The organism is Exiguobacterium sp. s95 (genome assembly GCF_018618655.1).
In the GTDB taxonomy this organism is placed as follows: Bacteria; Bacillota; Bacilli; order Exiguobacteriales; family Exiguobacteriaceae; genus Exiguobacterium_A; species Exiguobacterium_A oxidotolerans.
Genome location: NZ_JACSMM010000004.1, coordinates 110526 through 129788, shown reverse-complemented (window position 1 = coordinate 129788; position 19263 = coordinate 110526). Strand labels below are relative to the sequence as shown.

Genomic DNA, 19263 nt, shown 5'->3' with positions numbered 1-19263 from the left:
CTCGCCATTCGATGCGTTATCGAACGGTGAGGCACTTTTTAGGAGACATCTGCTACTGACAGCCAATCAACCAATCAGCATATTTTCTTTCGGATAACGAATCAAGCGATTGTGTTGCGTCGCGACCGTGAAGAGAATCGTCAAGGAACCGACACGTCCAAGCAACATCATGAACATGATTAGTCCTTTTCCAAAATCATTCAACTCTGATGTCACATTTAACGAAAGTCCGACCGTCCCGAATGCGGAAACCGTTTCGAAGAAGAGCCCTGTAAACGAGATATTCGGTTGCGACAGTGCCAAGAGCGTTGTGATGACACCGATGAATAAAATGCTGAAAATAGCAATCGCATAAGCTTTTGATACGGCCTGCGCCTGGACGGTCCGACGCATCAGGACCGTTTCTCGTTGTCCCCGTAGATACGTCCAGACGTTCTTTAAGATGACGGCTGCTGTCGTGACTTTAATGCCTGATCCCGTCGACGCCGACCCCGCTCCGATATACATCAAAACCATCATCAAACCGATCGAAAGTGGCACCATCGTCGTCAAATCAATCGTCTGGAACCCTGCCGTCCGGGTCGTCACGACTTGGAAGAAAACGATATGTAGTGCTTGAAAGAACGAATAATTTTGAAGGGAACCGAGATGTGAGACCCACTCATACACCATCATCGCGACCGTCCCGATACCGTTGATGACGAGTAATGATAAAATCATTAATTTCGAGTGTAATGAAATTTTCTTGAAGCTGCGGTTAGCCGAAACATCAGCGATGACCGTGAAGCCCAATCCCCCAATCATCAATAGAGCAGAAATCGTAAAAATGAATGTCGTATCTTGTTGGAAGGACGTCAAACTGTCTCCCCATAACGCAAAACCGGCATTATTAAAGGCGGAGACCGCATGAAACAGACCATAATACAGTGATTTTGAGAGCGTATATTTGTATTGAATGAACAGATCGAGAGCAAGTAAGATCATCCCAATCAACTCCAGGATGACGGTCGTCAAGAGAATGTTCCGGACGAGTCGAATCGTTCCTCCCGGACTATCTAAGTTGAACATCTCTTGAATGATGATCCGCTGACGAATCCCGATTTTTCGACCTGTGACACTAAGTAGAACAAGTGCAATCGTCATGAATCCGAGACCACCGATTTGAATTAAAATCATTAAAATCAGTTGCCCCCACAAATTATAGGACTCTGCAATGTTAATCGGCGAAAGCCCCGTCACCGTCGCAGCCGATGTCGCGACGAACAGACAATCAATTAATGCAACGTGGCTATCGCTTTGTTGAAACCAGGGGATCCACAACAATAATCCTCCGAGCAAAATCGTCAATGTGAATCCAGTCGCGATGAAACGGGCTGGTTTATCAAATAATTGATGATACGTTCGTTCTCCAAAATCTCCAAATTTCGCTAAACGTGTATGTCTTTTATGCGAAAACATGCGTTGACTCCTCCTAGATGAGATTACTCAATTGCATTTATCATACTCTCTCGAAAACATTAGTTCTATCGAAATTTGCAATCAACTAAACGTTTTCGTTTTTTTTTGGTAAAATAGATAAAAGCAGACGTGTTAACTTTAAAGGAGGTTGAGGGAAACAGTGGACCCTAGGACGGCTGACCATTCGATTGAGGATGTCTCGCGAAGGCTAGAACGACAATCACAATGGATGCCCGCACAGTTATATTATCAGTTCGAGGAATTATTATCGTTACATCTGGAACAACCGATTCTAAATGAATTGTATAATGTATTAAAAAAATACGACGTATTAACCGATATAGAGCGTGACGAACGAAACGAAAGCATTCAATTGCTAATCGACGAAAACGGCGCTTAATTCTCGGTTTTTGGATTTCCGAGCAGAAGATGCGTCTTCTGCTCTTTTTATTTTTTCGTTCACGACCCTAACAACATGTGGAAAGGTGGCACAATTAACAATGGATATCGTGTCGATAATCGGTATTATTCTTGGACTCATCACGCTCGTCGGAGGAATGATTCTAAAAGGTGCTCCTCCAATCGCCTTACTGAACCCTGCGGCACTCGTCATCATCTTCGCAGGTACAGCAGCAGCCATCATGATTTCCTTCCCGAAGGAACGGCTCAAATTGATTCCAGCCCTGTTCAAAGTCATCTTCTTCGAACAAAATTTAATGACCAAACAAAATCTCATGCTTCAATTTTTGACACTATCGACGCAAGCGCGTAAAGAAGGTCTCTTATCGCTCGAAACAGCGATTGAAGAAGTCGACAACGCGTTCATGAAACGTGGTGTCATGATGGTCATCGATGGTCAACCTTCTGAATATGTGGAAGATGTCATGACACGCGACCTCGAAAACATGACAGAACGCCACCATGCGAACGCGAACATTTTCACACAAGCTGGTACATATGCTCCGACCCTCGGTGTTTTAGGGGCCGTCATCGGTCTAGTCGCCGCCCTATCCGATCTGTCGGATATCGAGAAGCTCGGACACGCAATCTCGGGTGCCTTCATCGCCACATTATTCGGGATTTTCACTGGGTATGTTTTATGGTTTCCATTCGCGACGAAACTCAAACAAAAATCAGCAAATGAAATTCAACTCTATGAAATGATCATTGAAGGAATTCTTTCGATTCAAAACGGGGAATCTCCAAAAAACTTGGAGGATAAGCTACTCGTGTATCTGACGCCGAAGGAGCGTGAAACTTATGAAGCGGAAAAAGAAGCCGCATGATGAACACATCTCGGAAGGTTGGCTGATTCCGTATGCCGATCTTTTGACTCTGTTACTTGCGCTTTTCATCGTCCTTTTTGCTTCGAGTAACGTCGATGCCGTCAAACTAAAAGCGATGTCTCAATCATTCAGTTCCGTCTTCAACGGTGGCTCCGGCATGATTACCAATAGCTCGCTCGCGACTTCACAAGAAGAAGAGGACGAAAAAAAGACGGATGCTCGGACGAAAGCACAAAGTTTTGAAATCTCAGAGCTCGAAAAAATTAAAGCCCAAGCGTCCGACTATATCAAAAAAGAAAAGCTCGAAAAAGATATTAAAGTCGAAATCACGAATGAAGGTCTCGTCTTCACGATTCGAGATCGCGCTCTATTTTCTCCTGCGCAAGCTGAAGTCAAAGGCGAAGCCATCCAAATTGCTCAAGGGATGAGTAACTTACTCGTCAAATCTGGACAACGTCAAATTCAAGTGTCTGGTCATACAGATAACATCCCCATTCGTACGGCACAATACCCGTCGAACTGGGAACTCAGTACGGAACGCGCCATCAGTTTCATGCGTGCGTTGCAAAAAAATCCAAAGTTAGAACCAAAACGGTTCACCGTCACCGGATACGGCGAATACCAACCCATCGCTTCGAATCAAACAGAAAGTGGACGGAGTCAAAATCGGCGCGTCGAAGTCCTCGTCCGTCCGTTACTTGATATCAAAGCAGCGAATTTGCTAGATGAAACAACGGTCAAACCGTAAGAAACAACTAATTTCGAAGATGAAGATATACACGAAGGGATTGCCATCTAACATCGATGCGCAATCCCTTTAGACTGTAAAAACCTTTTTATGAAGCATGAACATGCTGCAGGGTCGCGACCGATTGCTTTTCGCGGTTCTAAAACGATTCGAGACGGATTACGCTCTAAATCGTCTGCATGCCCGGTTTGCCGTCACGGTATTACCTAAAGAGCGTCACGTTTCGTTGACTCCTACGGGAAAAAGTGCGTTGAAAACGCACTTTCAGAGGCAGGCAAGACCCTACTCGTTGTCCGCTAGGATCAAGGAGCAATGGCTTGCGCCTCGCCCGAGGAAAGCAACGAAAAAAAACGCTTAATGTCACGATAGCACGTTGTCTACAGTCTAAAGGGATTGCCATCTAACATTGATGAGCAATCCCTTTAGACTGTAAAAACCTTTTTATGAAGCGTGAACATGCTGCAGGAATAATGTCAATTTTCTCGCCTTGTCTTCAAAGAAGCAATTCACATTGCACTAAGTGAGGAACAAAAAAAGTGAGTCCCAAACACAGACAAGCTGCGTGAAGACCCACTTAACTCGAACATTCATTTTTAGTAATATGGACGAATCATGATGTAGACGATGACACCCGTCAGACTGACATACAGCCAGAGCGGCATCGTAAAACGTGTCCATTTTTTATGTTTCTCGAAATTTTGATTGAGCGCATGTGCGAGCGACATCAAGACGAGCGGGACAATAACCGCTGCCAAAATGATATGCGAAATCAAAATAAAGAAATAGACCGGGCGAACGAATCCTTCGCCGCCAAACTTCGTCGACTCACTCACGGCGTGATACGTCACGTAAGAAACTAAAAAGAGTGTCGTCGTCGTCATGGCACCACCGATGAAACGACGGTGATTGATCCGGTTTCCCCGACGAATAGAAATCCATGCTCCAAGTAGGAGCATGAACGTAAAACTGTTAAAAATCGCATTGAAAAACGGTAACAACGTCCAATCAAAGCCATCACTCACCTGAAGCGGTGGCGCGAAAAAAAGTAAGGCGACAAGTAAGTTGATGACGAGCGTCAAAATAATGACGACCGGCACAAAATTACGCCGTTTAGCAGGTTCTTGCATGAATCATTCTCCTTGTTTCCAGTCAAAGTATCGTTTCAACCATTTCGGCAATGGACCATCAAAGAGACGCTCACGCCAGTAAAGATCAGCCGCACGTTGCACAGCCGCACCACGAATCGGATACGGGTGGACGACACGTGACAATTGACCGACTTTATCTTTACGAGCCATCGCATAAACGACTTCTTGCATCCACTCGCCAGCTTGCTCCCCAATCGCATGAGCACCAATTAGTTTACCACGTTTGTTCGCAATCAATTTGACGCGGCCTTCTGTCCGACCATTGATGACGAAACGATCGACTTCATCGAGGCCTGTTTGATAAACCTTGATTTCGTCATATTTTTCGCGTGCTTCTTCTTCGGTCAATCCAAGATGGAACAGCTCAGGCGTCGTGAATGTGACCCACGGGACGGCACGGTAATCGGGCTTCGTCCGTAAACCGAACAAGGCGTTCGTAACGACCGTCTTACCTTCAAGACCCGCGACGTGTGTGAATGGTAACGATTGAATCGTATCACCGACAGCAAAGATGTGCCGTTGACTCGTCCGAAGTGATGCGTCGACTTGCACGTACCCTTTTTGCACATCAACACCGGCGCGATCGAGGCGTAAGGCTTCAATCCGCGGTTTACGTCCGACAGCGACGAGTACGGCATCCGTTTCGATGACACGTGATTCTCCATCCGTTTCGACCGTGACTTCAATCCCACCTGACGCTTTTCGAACTTGCGTCACCGTCGTGTTCAGATGCAACACAAGCTCTTGCTCAATTTGGCGTTGCAAGACTTCAACCATGCCTTTATCTTCTTTCGGCATCAGTGATTTTGCACCTTCAATGACCGTCACTTCTGTTCCAAGATGCGCGTAGGCTTGCGACAGCTCCATCCCGATTGCGCCGCCCCCGATGACGAGCAGACGTTCTGGACGCTCCGTCTGTTCAAAAATCGTTTCGTTCGTCAAATACGGAACCGTATCAAGACCATCGATTGGCGGAATGATTGGTTGCGAGCCTGTCGAGATTGCAAATTTTTCCCCGACAACAAGTTGTCCTGCTACCTCGACTTCGTTTGCACTGAGGAAACTCGCTTCACCGATATAGACATCTACGCCTAAGTCTTCGAACCGTTTTGTTCCGTCATGTGATTGAATGATGTTTCGTGCCCGGTCGACGCTCGCTTTCGTTTTCGAGTAGACCGCGTCACCATTTAATGTGACATTATATTTTTCAGCAGTCTGCTTCATGACATAGACATCGTGTGCTGCTTCAATCAACGCTTTTGACGGGACACACCCGTAGTGTAAACAATCTCCACCGAGATGCGTATGACGTTCAATCAAAGCGACGTGCGCACCAAGACTTGCAGCACCAGCTGCAATAGTCATGCCTGCTGCTCCACCACCGATAACAACGAGTTGATAACTTTTCATTGTGACTCCTCCTTCTGATAACGGTTAACGATATCTTCCATCCGCTTTCGATTGACGCCCCAGTCGGAGTAACCGACGCGTGAGGCAGACCGGAAATGAACAAGATGAGTCGACTGATCAAAATAAAATTCGACATCATCCTTAAAGTGGAAAAACTTACTCGAGAAGACAGCATGGATATAGTCTGGTGTTTCTTTCACGATTTTAACTCGATCGAGACTTTGCAAAATCCGCATGACTTGGAATTTCGAATCTTTCATCGTACCTTTGAACGGTAATGGGTCCATCTTTAACGCTTGTTGATCCGTTTGTGTCGATACTGCGTTCGGTTTTCCATTTAGCAGACTTAATGCTCCATTTGAGACGCCAAGTGCCATGTCTGATTCCTCCGTTTCATTTCTTGAAAAAATAAATACTATTCCCATTTTACTTTACCAGTTCGATTTCGAAAGCGCTTCTCATTCGACTCCCCTGTTATGCTTTCGTCACCGGAAGCAAGATTGTCGCGATAGCACCACCTTCTGGTTGATTATCGATAAATAGTTTTCCTTCATGTGCTTCAACGAGTTCACGGCAAATCGATAGACCCAGCCCGGTCCCACCTTTTCCTTTTTGGACTTGATAAAATTTCTCCGTGACATGACGTAAATGTTCTTTCGGGATTCCTGGTCCTTCGTCACTAAAGGATAAAAAGAGCACACGTTCTGAACGGACGAGACGGATTGTAATTTCGCCACCTACGGGCGAAAAACGAATCGCATTATCTAAGAGGTTCAAGAAGACTTGTTTCAGTCGATTCTCGTCGTAGAGACCGATGACTTGTGCTGGTAACTTCCGCACGATGGTGACTTCTTTTTCTTCGACCTTTTGACGCAGTTGAGCCGTGACGGCTTCGATGATTTCCGTCAAGTTGACTTCCTGACGGTATAAGACGAGGCGACTCGTCTCAAGCTTCGAAAAGTCGAGTAACTGTTCAACGAGTGAAATCAGTCGTTCCGTCTCCGAGTGGATGATGCCCATACCGAGCGAGGCTTCTTCCGGTAGACGCTCTTTCTCTGCGAGCAATGTTTCACTCCATCCTTTGATTGAAGTCAGCGGTGTCCGTAACTCATGTGATATCCCAGAAATAAATTCATCTTTCAACGTTTCTTGTTGCTTGATCTGTTGTCCCATGTAGTTGATCGTCCGCGCGAGTTCTCCCAGTTCGAACGTATAGGCCTCATTCACTTTAACGTCGTAATGTTGCTTTGCAATTTGATCTGACGCCCCGATGACTTCTTGAATCGGTCGGACGATCGAGGAGACGAGTCGGGAAGAATAAATATAGGCGAGCCCCCAAATGAGGATTCCGAGCAAAAGGATTGCTAAACAAATCTCCATAACCCGTTGATCGATTTGATTGAGTGACGTCGTATAGCGTAACGCCCCTGTCGTCTGTCCGAAAGAGACGACGGGTTCTGTCACTTCAAGCAGATGTTCATCCGTTGCAACATCATCATAACGCTTCGTTATTGTTTCCCCAGCTTGGAGTTGTGTAATCTCTTCGTTCACTAATTTTCGTTTTGAGATGAAGCCAGTCGACGAATAGCGGGGGACGCCCTTCGCATCCAGCACCTCAATCTCAGCATCTTCATACGCATAGGAATCGAGGACGTCATGAATCGTCGCATCTGAATCCATGTAGTCATATGCCAAGCCACTATTTGCGAATAGGACAGCGCTCGCATTCGCATGCCGCTTCAAGACGTCTGTCGCCGTCACATAATAATAGTTATAGGTCACAAACGATAAAATCCCGATGACGAGCAGAACGGTCACCGTAATAATCGTCATGAACCGCATCAATATCTGTCGTTTCATTTTTCGTTACGCCACTTGTAGCCATGCCCCCACAACGTTTCGATAAACTGTGGTTCAGCCGGGTTTTCTTCAATTTTTTGACGAAGACGACGAATGTTGACATCGACGGTTTTTCGATCGCCGAAATAGTTTTCTCCCCAGACGGCATCAAGCAATTCATCCCGTGACATGACTTGATCTTCATTTTTAATGAAATGACAAAGTAAATCGTACTCTGTCGGCGTCACTTCGACATCGACGCCTCCTTTTTGGACACGCTTCGCGCCAAGATCAATCCGGAATGGTCCTGAAATCAGCTCGCGTGGTTGCTTCCGACGACGTAACGTTTCGACGCGTCGTAACAACGATTGAATCCGAGCCAGTAATTCGGCCGGGCTAAACGGCTTCGCGATGTAATCGTCCGCCCCGACACTGAGCCCCATGACTTTGTCTTCCTCACGTGTCCGCGCTGTCAACATGATGATCCCGACGACTTCATCTTGCGCCCGTGCTTGCTCGCATACAGCAAATCCATCGACTTCAGGCATCATGATATCGAGTAACATAATATCGAATGTCTCTTGTTTAAATTGTTCTAACGCTTCTCGTCCATTTTCCGCTTCACTCACTTCATACCCTGCCCGTTTTAAATTAATGACGATGAAACTTCGAATCGCGTGTTCATCCTCAGCCACTAATATTTTTGTCATGTTCGCTTCCTCCTACTTCGACTCTATTCGACGAGCGTTACGTTCGCTGCGTACTCTTCATATGATTTTGTGACATCCACGACATAAACGTAGTCAATGCCTTCTTTGATTTTCTTTTTTTGTGGACTGGCAATGTACTGATTCTTCGGAATCACTTCGATTTCGAAATCAATCCCATTCGTCTCCTGATTGATGAAGCGGATTCGATTATCTTTTTTATCAATCGTCTCTCGCGTCGCCCAGCGCGCCGGGAAGCGCATGACGAAATTGTATTCTAAATCGATGTATTGTTCTTCTCGGAGTTCAAATCCCGATTCGAGAAAAGGCGCCACGTCCAAGCCGTTCCATGTGTAATAGGCCGTGATATGCGGTTTGTCCTCACCAATCGGACCACTGCTGTTTTTTGGTGTGTACTGGTGTGCAAACTCTACGATTCCATCTTTATCAACGTCTTTCGGATACGTATACATCGGTTCGATGATTTCTGCTTGATCGCCGAATGTATGCTGCACAAGCCGACCTTCGTCCAGTTGAAACAGCGCCACATGCATCGCGGCATCACGTGTAAAAGAAATGAGCAATCCTCTTTTTTTAGACACATCAATCGAATCAACTTCAAACAAATCATGATCCGCGAACAAGTCACCCTCTTTTGTCGTCAAAGACATCGCCTGGCGATCAGATGGATTTAACACATCCTTGTAGTACATCACTTTTGCCGGTCGCCCTTTTTTCAAAAGAAGCATATCTTGTTGCTGATCTTGATTTAAGTCAGCAATCGTGACTCGATCGTATGTATCTACCTTCGTAATGTCTGCCGTTGGTTGAAGGAGATTTTTTAAGAGATAAACCGTGTTCGTCTCAAGGTTCGATATACCAATCACTAATTGATTAGACGTTTTCATCCGATTCAACACAACATGCAGTTGGTCGATTGCCTTTCCTTCTGCAATCGATCGTCGTACCTTTAATGACCAACTCTCTTGTTTACGCTCGTGAACCAATAAATGAATTTGGAAGTCTCCGTTCACTTCAGTCCGATAAAAGGTGACCGCTTCTTGATGACCGTCCTGATTCAGGTCGATCAATTCATATAACCGTGATATCGACTGGTTTCGGGGGGCGATGATTTCTGCTCGTTCCGGGAGGTCGTGCTCAATTTTTTCCTTTAATGCAGTCTCCCATTTCGGTAGGGCCGGATGCTGTAGTAAGGTCGCAGGGTGCGGCAGGCTCAGGCCACATCCTGCTAAATATAGGGTCGATAAAATAATGGCAACATATCTCATAGTGGTTGAATCCTTTCCATTCGTGCTCTAATCAAACTGTATCATACTCTTCCTAAGGAGAGTATATTGTCGAATAGGAGGCAACTTGATACGATAGAACAGATAATTGAAAGGGGCTTACACTGAATGGCTTACGAAATGATTGTGCTCGATCTTGATGATACATTGTTGACGAGCGACCATACGATTTCCAAAAAAACGAAACAGGCACTACTCGACGTACAACGTCGCGGAAAAAAAGTCGTCCTCGCGAGCGGACGACCTACTTATGCGATGACTGATTTAGCGAAGGAACTTGAACTCGAACGTTACGGAAGTTTCATCCTTAGTTTCAACGGTGCATCCATCATCAACTGTCAGACAAACGAATCACTGTTTTCGAGTACACTCAGCCCGGAAACGGTTCATGGGCTTTACGATTTAAGTCGTCGTGAAGGCATCTATATCCATACGTACGTCGGTCACGAAATTTTTACGGAGACACCGAACGAGTATACGACGCTTGAAGGTCAATTGACGGGGATGGACGTCATCACGGTACCGGACTTTAAAGCTTCCGTAACAGAGCCAGTCGTCAAATGTCTGATGCTTGCTGAAGAACAACGCTTAGCGGAAGTCGAACAACAACTTCAAGTCGAACTTGCGGGTCAACTCGCAGTCGCACGTTCTAAACCCTTCTTCCTTGAGTTCACAGAAGCTGGTGTGACGAAAGGTACGAGTTTGGAACTTCTCGCTCGTCACCTCGGTATTAAACAAGCAGACGTCATCGCCTGCGGGGACGGCAACAACGACTTATCGATGATTGAATGGGCAGGCCTCGGTGTTGCGATGGCAAATGCTGCCGATACCGTCAAAGAGCGCGCTCAGCATATGACGGCTTCAAACGATGAAGACGGCATCGCACTCGTCATCGAACAATTCATGATGGATTGAGTTTTCAGATGACGATGCGCTAACTACAAAAAGCCGAATGTCTTCCCGCACTTAAAAGGGGGAAATCATTCGGCTTTTTGTAGTGAACCTCCTACCCAAAACAGAATTTCCTGTTCGTTTGTCAACCGTCTAATCCCGTTTAGAATATTCTCTGTTTCATGAGATACACCAATCAATCGGTTGGCGCCCTTGTTCTTCGAGCCACTGATTGACACGCGAGTAAGGCCGACTTCCAAAAAAACCACGGTTCGCCGATAACGGGCTCGGATGGACCGACTCCACTATCAGATGACGCGAGGTATCAATTAATACTTTCTTACTTTTTGCATGATTTCCCCAAAGAATAAACGCAATCGGTTCCTCCTGTGCACTGAGTACTTCGATCACTCGGTCAGTAAAGGCCTCCCAGCCCTTTTTAGCATGGGATCCGGCCTTCCCATCTTCGACCGTCAACGATGTATTCAAGAGGAACACCCCTTGATCCGACCACTTTTCGAGATTTCCAGTCGTTGGTTGCGTGCATCCTAAATCGGTTACAAGTTCTTTATACATGTTTCGTAACGACGGTGGAATCTTGACCCCGTCGTTCACGGAAAAGCTTAATCCGTTCGCTTGATTAGGTCCATGATAAGGATCCTGTCCTAAAATGACGCATCGAACGGCTGACGGTGCGACCGCATCAAACGCATGAAAAATCCGATCCCTCTCCGGATAAACCGTTGTCTCTTGATAGGCCGATTGAACGAACGACCAAAGTTGTTGAAAATATTCTTTTTCTTTTTCTTCTTTTAAAATCGTTTGCCAAGCAGGATGCATACAACTTCACTCCTTTTTCGGTCTTAGGACCCTGTTTGTTTAGATGGGTTCTGCTATGATGGAAAATGAGGTGGATTAACAATGATTCAAACAACAGAACTATTCGGGTTACCGTTCGTCAATGCCACACCATCGACATGGTATACCCATATTAAAACAGTCTTACACGACAATGAAAAAGCTTTTCTTGTGACGGCAAATCCTGAGCTCGTTCTCCGCTCTTTACGTGATCCGGAATACAACGTCATCTTGAAAAAAGCGACGTTCATCACACCAGACGGCATCGGTGTGACTGCCGCCAGTAAACGTCTAGGCAACCCGTTGCAGGCGACGCTTCCTGGAATTGAAACAGCACGGGAATTGTTGCGAACGGCTGACAATTTACACAAACGTGTCTTCTTACTCGGAGGTCGCCCGGAAGTCATGAAATCGTTGATTAAACAATTATCGATCCGTTTTCCGAATATCCAGTTCGTCGGGACATTTCATGGATTCGGTAAGGATCAGGAAGCTGCCGACGCCATTCGCTCTGCACAGGCTGATTTAATCCTTGTCGCGCTCGGAGCACCCAAGCAGGAGCAATGGATTGCTTCCGTTTATGATCTCGTCGATCGCGGCATCTTCATCGGGGTCGGTGGTGCCTTCGATGTTTGGTCCGGTCATAGCAAACGAGCCCCTAAAGTGTTCCGCAAACTAAAACTAGAATGGCTTTACCGTATTTCGACACACCCTCGCGGTTTCGAGAAACTGAAGGACCTCGTTTTGTTTGCATTGCTTGTTCTACGTAAAAAATCACACATCTAATCAAAAAAATCCCTTCGTCCAGTCATTCGGACGAAGGGATTTTTTTAACTTACGCGTTGACCGTTGAGAACGCACGACCTAGTTCTTTCGCTTTTGCGATTGCTTCTTCTTTGATTTCTTCTGCTTTTTCTGGGTTCATCGCCATACCTTCGATGAAGAGCGCGTCGTATTCAGTCACACCTGTGAATGCGAGTGCTTGACGGAGATAATCGTCACCGAAGTTCAAACCAGAACCTGTGTAAACGCCGCCTGTTGCTTGGATGTGGAGTGCTTTTTTACCTTCCATCAATCCTTTTGGACCTTCAGCTGTGTAGGCAAATGTTTTTCCAGCAAGAAGAACGCTGTCGATGTACATTTTGAGACGTGCCGGGAATGAGAAGTTCCACATTGGTGTAACGAAAACATATTCGTCAGCTGCCATGAACTGCTCGAGGTGTTTCGTCATTGTCCCGACTTTAGCGATTTCGACTTCTGAAAGCTCTTCACCTGTCGCGAATTTGCCCCATGCACTTAATACGTCTGTATCGATTTCTTGGACGTCTTCGCTGTAGAGGTTAAGTACTTCTACTTCTGCATTCGGGTTTGCTGCTTTATAGCTTTCAAGGAACGCTTCACCTGTTTGAAGGCTGAACGAATGTTCCGTAGATTTTGGGTTTACAGTTACATAAAGTAATTTAGTCATTTTTATTTCCCCTTTTTATTTAAAGTAATTTCTGTAACTAAACATACCAACATCATTTTCATTTGTCAATTCGTTTGATTTCAAAGTATTAACTCTATGAAAAGACAAACAAAAAAGATGAAATCTCACCTTTCGGTGACATTCCATCTAGATTGAATGGATCGGCTGGCATTACGCTTTTTCAGAATGCGTATAATTATCTGCCCGGTACCCGACTCGTTTAAGTTGATCAATCAATTGTTCTTTTTCGCTAACCGTCAAGTCGCTGAATAAGTCCATCAAAAATGCTTCATGTTTCGGGAACGTTTCTTCCATCAACGCTTGACCTGCCTCAGTCAACGTACCGAATGTGACGCGACGGTCTGTCGGGCAAGATTTGCGTGCTAGTAGTCCACGATTTTCAAGTTTATCTACTACGTAAGTGACACTTCCACTCGTCAATAAAATCTTGTCGCCGATTTGCTGGAGCGGTGTATCGCCTTTATGATACAACAACTCAAGCACACCAAATTCTGAAGGATTCAATTGATGGGTCTTGATGTCTGCTTTTACTTGTTCCGTCACAGCATGCATCGTTCGCGATAAGACTACGAGCAATTTTAGTGCTAGTTTCGAATCTGTCGCTTCCATTTTACGTTCGCCCCTCTTTATCTTGATTCGCAAATAATCATAGTCCTCTTTTTTACATTGGTCAATTGCGGTCAAAATCCTCATGCCTTCTTCCTCTTGAAATTGTTCTTGCCGTGGAACGCGTTCCATAGTCTATCGTCATGGTATACACTACTAAGGAGGTCTTCTATATGTCGCTTCATACACGACTAAAACGTCTCTACAAATGGAACGTCGCCTTCGAACTTGCGATTGAGCAGCTCGGGACGCCGACCGGTTATTACCTTTGCAAACATACCTTGATTGAACAATATCCCCATTTAACACCGGCTGAAAAAATGAAGCTTCTCGAAAGAATTACGGAGCAAATCGAACGCTCTGATTCGTCGTCCGGACCGATCACGAAGCAACACTGGATTCAACTCGAACAACAACTATCTAGCTAAGGATAGGAGGGATTTTGAATGACGAACATTCGTGACTTGGCTCACGAAGCAAACGTTTCCGTGACGACGGTTTCACGCGTCCTCAACGATCATCCTTATGTCGCTGAAGAAAAACGGCGTGCCGTCAAAGAAGCCATTTTAAAGCTCGGCTACATCAGAAATCAGACAGCTGTCCATCTCTCGACTGGACGGACGAAAACGATTGGCGTCATGTTACCGTTCGTCGACCATCCCTATCATGCCGCGATTCTTCAAGGAATCGCTAAAAGTGCCTTCGAGGACGCCTATCGCTTTTTAACGTGGCAAACGAACTATTTCGAAGAACATGAACGAACTGTTTTACGCGCGCTTGCGCAACGTGAAGTCGATGGCTTAATCATCGTCTCACACAGTCTTGCCGTCTCTGAAATTCTTTCGTACGAACAATACGGTCCAATTGTCTTTTGCGAGTTGCATGAATATGTCTCATCCGTCTATATCAATCATTACACTGCGTTTTGTAAAGGCTTGACGGCACTCCAGCAACTCGGTCACCACCAGATCGGTATTTGCCTTGGACGGGCTGATAGTACGAATAGCCGCGCCCGCAAGCAAGCCTATCACGACCTCGTCGAACCTAATTCGAATGATTGGGTGTATGAGCAAACGTTGACGATTGAAGATGGTACCCGCGTCGCCGAACATTGGCTCAGTCAGAAACAGCGCCCTTCCGCTATCATGACGACGAGTGACCACGTCGCTGCCGGACTGATCATCGCGCTCAGAAAACGAGGGTACCGTATCCCGGAGGACCTATCTGTTATCGGATTCGATGGCAGTGACCTCGCAGAAGTGCTCGATTTGACAACGATTGCGATTCCGTATGCGTTAATTGGTCAACAAGCTTTTTCGCTCGTAACGCGTGATGTCACGAATCAACCGTTACAAATCGAAATCCCGGCAACCCTTCGGATGGGGAATACTGCGGCACAGCTTCCCTTTGCCGATTGAGAATGAGAACTAAAACACCCGCTTCTTGTCTCGCACAAGAGCGGGTGTTTGTCTTGTTCTTATAAAGTTCCTGCCGCGACGTAACGCGATCCCCAATACCCACCGCGGAATGATTCTTTGACGACTTGACCATAATACGAGTTAGCATTGATCATCGTCGAACCATCGACTGCAATACCGACGTGCTGGATGCCACTGCCATGCGTGAAGAACACGAGATCCCCGGCTGCTGGTGCCGTCCGTTTCGTTGCTGCATATTGTGAGGCTGCCGTACGTGGTAAAGATTTACCGAGCGCACGGTAAACGTAACTTGTGAATCCAGAACAATCAAAGCTCGTCGGACCCGTTGCACCAAAGACATATGGACGTCCTTTTAACCCTTCAGCGACAGATACAATCGTCGCACCTGTTTTTGAGAGTCCCGCTGTTGCTTTTTTATTGTAGCTCTTCGTGTACATCGCAGCGATGTACGCTGTCTTACCTTGATAACGCAACCGATACCAGTTGTTTGAGGTTTTGCTCGTGACAGTGACTGACTGGCCGAGCTTCAGCTGACCGAGTTTCTTCCCACTGACCGTGGCTTTCGAACGGATATTCAACACATCGACTGAAACGACTACTTTTTTTACCGATGCTGCTTTGGTTGCTTGTGGGACGGAACTCCAACTGCTAACGACTAATGTCACGAGTATAAATAAACGGATCCAGAGCGATACTTTCATCTTTTACTAATCCCCTTTTAAGTAAAGTTGACGGTTATGTAAAACGAATTAAATTGTCAGATAATTTCTGTTTTTATCCTATCATTTTGATTCCATCGCTCGTGTTACAGTTTATTGACAGGAATGCCTCCCTGTAATACTTTTGTAACAAAATAAAAAAAACAGGTTATAGAACGGCTTTATGAAGCCATTCTATAATTCCTGTTTCAGAGAGGTTTTTGTTTGAAATCAATTAATCGATTGACTTCTTTTTCCGAAAACGTGCTAAGAACTCATAGACAATCGGGACGATGAGAAGTGTGAGTAACGTCGAACTCGTTAACCCACCAATGACCGTGACCCCAAGTCCTTTCGAAATCAACGCGCCGCCTTCTAGACCGAGGGCGAGTGGTGATAAGGCACCAATTGTTGCGAGTGCCGTCATCAAGATAGGACGAAGTCGTGTGCCTGCTGCATCGAGCAGGGCCTCACGTGTCGCTAGACCTTCATTTTCCTTATGAATGACACGGTCAATCAAGACGATTGCATTCGTGACAACGATTCCGATCAACATCAAGGCTCCGATTAGTGAGGAAACCGAGATCGTTTCGCCAGTAATCAATAGGGCGAGTAAACCACCGATGATTGCGAACGGAAGTGAGAACAAGATGACGAGCGGCGTCAATGCTCCACCGAAAGTCACGACGAGAACGAGATAGACGATCGCGACTGCTGCTGCCATCGCAAGACCAAGTTGTGTGAACGATTCTTGAATCTGCTCCGTCACCCCACCGACTTTGTAAGAAACACCTGTCGGAAGGTCAATTGTTTTGACAGCATCGTCAATTGCTTGTGATGCTTCCGTCGCTTTATCTGTTTTCAGTTCTGCCGTCACGGTTGCGACGAGTTTCCCGTCTCGTTCATTTAACGAGTCCGGTGTCGTGCCTTTTTTGACAGAGACGAAATCAGATAACTTTTTAACACCGAGCGGCGTCGTGATATCGGCTTCTTCTAAATCATCAATCGAGTCGTACGTCGTTTGTTCGTTTGGTACGATGACGTCCAATTCTTTCCCGTCTACTTTTATAGTAGAAAGTGGTTTTTCGACGCCTTGCACGTTAGCGATTCCTTGCGCGAGTTGGGCTGTCGACACACCGAACTCGGCAGCTTTTTGTTGGTCGACTTCAAACGTGTACTGCGTATATGAATCTTTTAAGTCGGTCGTTACCTTCCGAACGTATTTTGATTCACCTTCGATTGCTTTAACGAACTTCGGTGTGATCGTTTCTAGATCTTCGATTGAATTCGCGAAGACTGAATACGAAACACCAGATGAACCGGCACCACCACTGAAGTCTTGTTCTTTCCATTCTCCAGTCGGGATGGCTTCATTCAAGTCTTTCACTGCCTGTTGTTTCACGTCTGCGAATTCCTCTGTATCTGGATCATACTGGGCGATGAAGACCGCTTGTTTCGTATTTCCCGGATTAAGTGGATTTTCGCCTCCTACCGTGAACTGGAGATTGTCGATATTCTTTTGTTTATCAAAATAAGCTTCAGCTTGATCCGCTGCCTCAAGCGAGTCATCAAGCGTTTGACCTGGTTCCGGATTATACGTCACATAAAACGTTTTTTCACTCTCTTGATTCAAGAAGTTGACCCCAATCGCCGGTACGAGAGCAAAGCTTCCGACAAGCATTAAGACTGCAAGACCGAAGACGATTAATTTATGGTTCAAGGACCAGTTCAACACGCCACGGTACCAGCTCGCTAATTTCCCGCCATCTTCTTTTTCCGGTTTCGGTGCTTTCCCACGTTTGAACAGTGAGTCAGCAAACATCGGTACGACTGTTACGGCAACAATCAGCGATGCGAATAATGCAAAGACAACTGTCAGTGCGAACGGCAGGAACAGTTCACCAACAAATCCTGTTACGAACCCGAGTGGTAAGAAAACAGCAATCGTCACGATTGTTGATGATGCGACCGGAATGAACACTTCACGTGTTGCATCGATGATTAAGGCTTTACCTTTAAGTTTTTCGCCGGGATCCGTTAAGCGACGATAAATATTTTCGATGACGACGATCGAATCATCGACGACACGACCGATTGCGACCGTCATCGCACCAAGTGTCATGATGTTCAACGAGATATCCATCTGTTTCAAGACAAGAATCGCCATCAGTAACGACAACGGAATCGAAATGACTGCAATGATTGTCGATTTAAAGTTGCGTAAAAATAAAAGGATGATGATGATCGCAAATAATGCACCAATCAAGGCTTTACTGATCATCGTTGAGACAGACTCTTCAATCGGTTTTCCTTGGTCGAGTGTGACTGACGTTTTGACCGATCCGTTTTCTTTTTCAAAATCTTGAATCGTTTCTTTGACGGCAGTGACGACATCGACGGTATTCGCATCCTGTGATTTCGTCACTTGAATTCCGATTGAACGTTCACCGTTCGACCGCGAAATCGATTCTTCGATTCCTTTATCTTCTACTTTTGCGAGCTCAGACAATTTAACAGTCGGGACTTGTGTTGGTGTTGGTGCTTGTCCTTCTGTTGGCGCTTGTGGCGTCGTCGGAGCTTGTGAAGGAGCTGCCGGTATATCGCTTGCTGCCTGTTGCGGCGTATAAGGCAAACGAAGATTTTTTAATTCTGTGACCGTCGTAGCTTTTCCATCAAGCACAACAGCTTGCTCTTTGTCACCAAGCTCGTATAAGCCGAGTGCTAAACGCGAATCATTCGCTTGAATCAGTTGCTTGACGTTATCTTCTGTCAATCCATATTGCTGTAGCTTTTCATCATCGAATCGAATTTCAATCCGACGAATCTCTTGCCCAGCGATTTGAACCGTTTGAGCGCCTTCGATCCCTTCAAGTTTCGGTTGAAGTTCTGTCTCGACGAGCTTCGTCAACTCGGAGAGTGAACGTTTTTCGTCTGATACTGCGAAACCGACAACGGGGAAAGCATCGAATGAAATCCGTGAGACATTTGGTTCTTGTGCGCCTTCTGGTAATTCAACATTCGCTAATGCTTCTTTGACTTGTTGTTCTGCTTCATCCATATCCGTACTGAAGCTGTAGTCGATTTGTAGATTTGAGGCGTTTTGGAAAGATGTCGATCGGACCGTCTCGACGCCTCCTAGATTTTCGACCTTACTTTCGAGTTCTCGACTGACTTCATCAAGGACTTGTTCAGGCGTCGCCCCTGGATAAATCGTCGTTACCGAAACAGTCGGTGTCGTAATGTCTGGTAGCGTTTCGAGTTTCATCGTCGTTCCTGCATAAATCCCAGCGACGGTGATGATGATCGTCAGCAACCAAAGAGCAAATTTATTATTCACTGAAAATTGAATGATACGCTTCATGGTAATTATTCGCCTTCT

Annotated in this window: 19 protein-coding genes; 7 read left to right on the top strand and 12 right to left on the bottom strand. The window is 45.8% G+C overall.

The window, feature by feature from the left end:
• Positions 1 to 66 precede the first annotated feature (66 nt).
• Positions 67 to 1458 (bottom strand): TrkH family potassium uptake protein, encoded by a 1392-nt coding sequence (locus tag KNP99_RS09390; protein ID WP_088838158.1) that lies wholly within the window; start codon positions 1456 to 1458, stop codon positions 67 to 69.
• A 160-nt stretch (positions 1459 to 1618) separates the two neighbouring features.
• Here KNP99_RS09390 and KNP99_RS09385 point away from each other — a divergent pair, with 160 nt between their 5' ends.
• From KNP99_RS09385 to motB, 3 genes are all read left to right on the top strand, one after another.
• Positions 1619 to 1858 (top strand): hypothetical protein, encoded by a 240-nt coding sequence (locus KNP99_RS09385; RefSeq protein WP_029331998.1) that lies wholly within the window; start codon positions 1619 to 1621, stop codon positions 1856 to 1858.
• Between the two features lie 100 nt (positions 1859 to 1958).
• Complete coding sequence (gene motA / locus KNP99_RS09380; RefSeq protein WP_088838159.1) at positions 1959 to 2744, top strand: flagellar motor stator protein MotA; 786 nt, start codon at positions 1959 to 1961, stop codon at positions 2742 to 2744.
• Positions 2719 to 3492, top strand: coding sequence for a flagellar motor protein MotB (motB, locus tag KNP99_RS09375; protein WP_088838160.1), 774 nt, complete (start codon positions 2719 to 2721; stop codon positions 3490 to 3492). The genes motA and motB overlap by 26 nt, the downstream gene beginning before the upstream one ends.
• Positions 3493 to 4085: 593 nt before the next feature.
• Here motB and KNP99_RS09370 read toward each other — a convergent pair.
• The 6 genes from KNP99_RS09370 to KNP99_RS09345 form a co-directional block, all read right to left on the bottom strand.
• The gene (locus tag KNP99_RS09370; RefSeq protein WP_088838161.1) at positions 4086 to 4619 is read right to left on the bottom strand and encodes a DUF420 domain-containing protein; all 534 of its coding nucleotides are present in this window, start codon (positions 4617 to 4619) and stop codon (positions 4086 to 4088) included.
• Between the two features lie 3 nt (positions 4620 to 4622).
• A complete protein-coding gene (locus KNP99_RS09365) occupies positions 4623 to 6050 on the bottom strand; it encodes a dihydrolipoyl dehydrogenase family protein (protein WP_029332004.1) in 1428 nt (475 codons plus the stop codon).
• Positions 6047 to 6427, bottom strand: coding sequence for a DUF1499 domain-containing protein (locus KNP99_RS09360; protein ID WP_088838162.1), 381 nt, complete (start codon positions 6425 to 6427; stop codon positions 6047 to 6049). Before KNP99_RS09360 ends, KNP99_RS09365 begins: the two co-directional genes overlap by 4 nt.
• Before the next feature lie 97 nt (positions 6428 to 6524).
• Positions 6525 to 7910 carry a sensor histidine kinase gene (locus KNP99_RS09355; RefSeq protein WP_214766385.1) on the bottom strand — a complete coding sequence of 462 codons (1386 nt, stop codon included), beginning with the start codon at positions 7908 to 7910 and terminating at the stop codon, positions 6525 to 6527.
• Positions 7907 to 8599 carry a response regulator transcription factor gene (locus tag KNP99_RS09350; RefSeq protein ID WP_088838164.1) on the bottom strand — a complete coding sequence of 231 codons (693 nt, stop codon included), beginning with the start codon at positions 8597 to 8599 and terminating at the stop codon, positions 7907 to 7909. The genes KNP99_RS09355 and KNP99_RS09350 overlap by 4 nt, the downstream gene beginning before the upstream one ends.
• A gap of 23 nt (positions 8600 to 8622) precedes the next feature.
• Entirely contained in the window at positions 8623 to 9885 is a 1263-nt protein-coding gene (locus KNP99_RS09345) for a hypothetical protein (protein ID WP_214766383.1), read from the bottom strand.
• 126 nt (positions 9886 to 10011) lie between these two features.
• Here KNP99_RS09345 and KNP99_RS09340 point away from each other — a divergent pair, with 126 nt between their 5' ends.
• A complete protein-coding gene (locus KNP99_RS09340) occupies positions 10012 to 10818 on the top strand; it encodes a Cof-type HAD-IIB family hydrolase (RefSeq protein WP_214766381.1) in 807 nt (268 codons plus the stop codon).
• A gap of 156 nt (positions 10819 to 10974) precedes the next feature.
• Here the strand turns inward: KNP99_RS09340 and KNP99_RS09335 are convergent, their stop codons facing one another.
• Positions 10975 to 11634 carry a uracil-DNA glycosylase gene (locus KNP99_RS09335; protein WP_214845937.1) on the bottom strand — a complete coding sequence of 220 codons (660 nt, stop codon included), beginning with the start codon at positions 11632 to 11634 and terminating at the stop codon, positions 10975 to 10977.
• Positions 11635 to 11715: 81 nt separating this feature from the next.
• On the opposite strand from KNP99_RS09335, the gene KNP99_RS09330 reads away from it, so the two are divergent.
• Complete coding sequence (locus KNP99_RS09330) at positions 11716 to 12438, top strand: WecB/TagA/CpsF family glycosyltransferase (RefSeq protein WP_088838168.1); 723 nt, start codon at positions 11716 to 11718, stop codon at positions 12436 to 12438.
• 49 nt (positions 12439 to 12487) lie between these two features.
• On the opposite strand, the gene KNP99_RS09325 is transcribed toward KNP99_RS09330, so the two are convergent.
• The gene (locus KNP99_RS09325) at positions 12488 to 13120 is read right to left on the bottom strand and encodes an NAD(P)H-dependent oxidoreductase (RefSeq protein ID WP_029332013.1); all 633 of its coding nucleotides are present in this window, start codon (positions 13118 to 13120) and stop codon (positions 12488 to 12490) included.
• Between the two features lie 171 nt (positions 13121 to 13291).
• Positions 13292 to 13750 (bottom strand): MarR family winged helix-turn-helix transcriptional regulator, encoded by a 459-nt coding sequence (locus KNP99_RS09320; RefSeq protein ID WP_088838529.1) that lies wholly within the window; start codon positions 13748 to 13750, stop codon positions 13292 to 13294.
• Positions 13751 to 13920: 170 nt separating this feature from the next.
• On the opposite strand from KNP99_RS09320, the gene KNP99_RS09315 reads away from it, so the two are divergent.
• Positions 13921 to 14175, top strand: a complete 255-nt coding sequence (locus KNP99_RS09315) for a hypothetical protein (protein ID WP_088838169.1) — start codon at positions 13921 to 13923, stop codon at positions 14173 to 14175.
• An 18-nt stretch (positions 14176 to 14193) separates the two neighbouring features.
• Positions 14194 to 15165 (top strand): LacI family DNA-binding transcriptional regulator, encoded by a 972-nt coding sequence (locus KNP99_RS09310; RefSeq protein ID WP_088838170.1) that lies wholly within the window; start codon positions 14194 to 14196, stop codon positions 15163 to 15165.
• Positions 15166 to 15224: 59 nt separating this feature from the next.
• Here the strand turns inward: KNP99_RS09310 and KNP99_RS09305 are convergent, their stop codons facing one another.
• Both KNP99_RS09305 and KNP99_RS09300 read right to left on the bottom strand, forming a co-directional pair.
• The gene (locus KNP99_RS09305) at positions 15225 to 15887 is read right to left on the bottom strand and encodes a C40 family peptidase (protein WP_088838171.1); all 663 of its coding nucleotides are present in this window, start codon (positions 15885 to 15887) and stop codon (positions 15225 to 15227) included.
• A 232-nt stretch (positions 15888 to 16119) separates the two neighbouring features.
• Positions 16120 to 19245 carry an efflux RND transporter permease subunit gene (locus tag KNP99_RS09300; RefSeq protein WP_214845935.1) on the bottom strand — a complete coding sequence of 1042 codons (3126 nt, stop codon included), beginning with the start codon at positions 19243 to 19245 and terminating at the stop codon, positions 16120 to 16122.
• Positions 19246 to 19263: the final 18 nt, after the last annotated feature.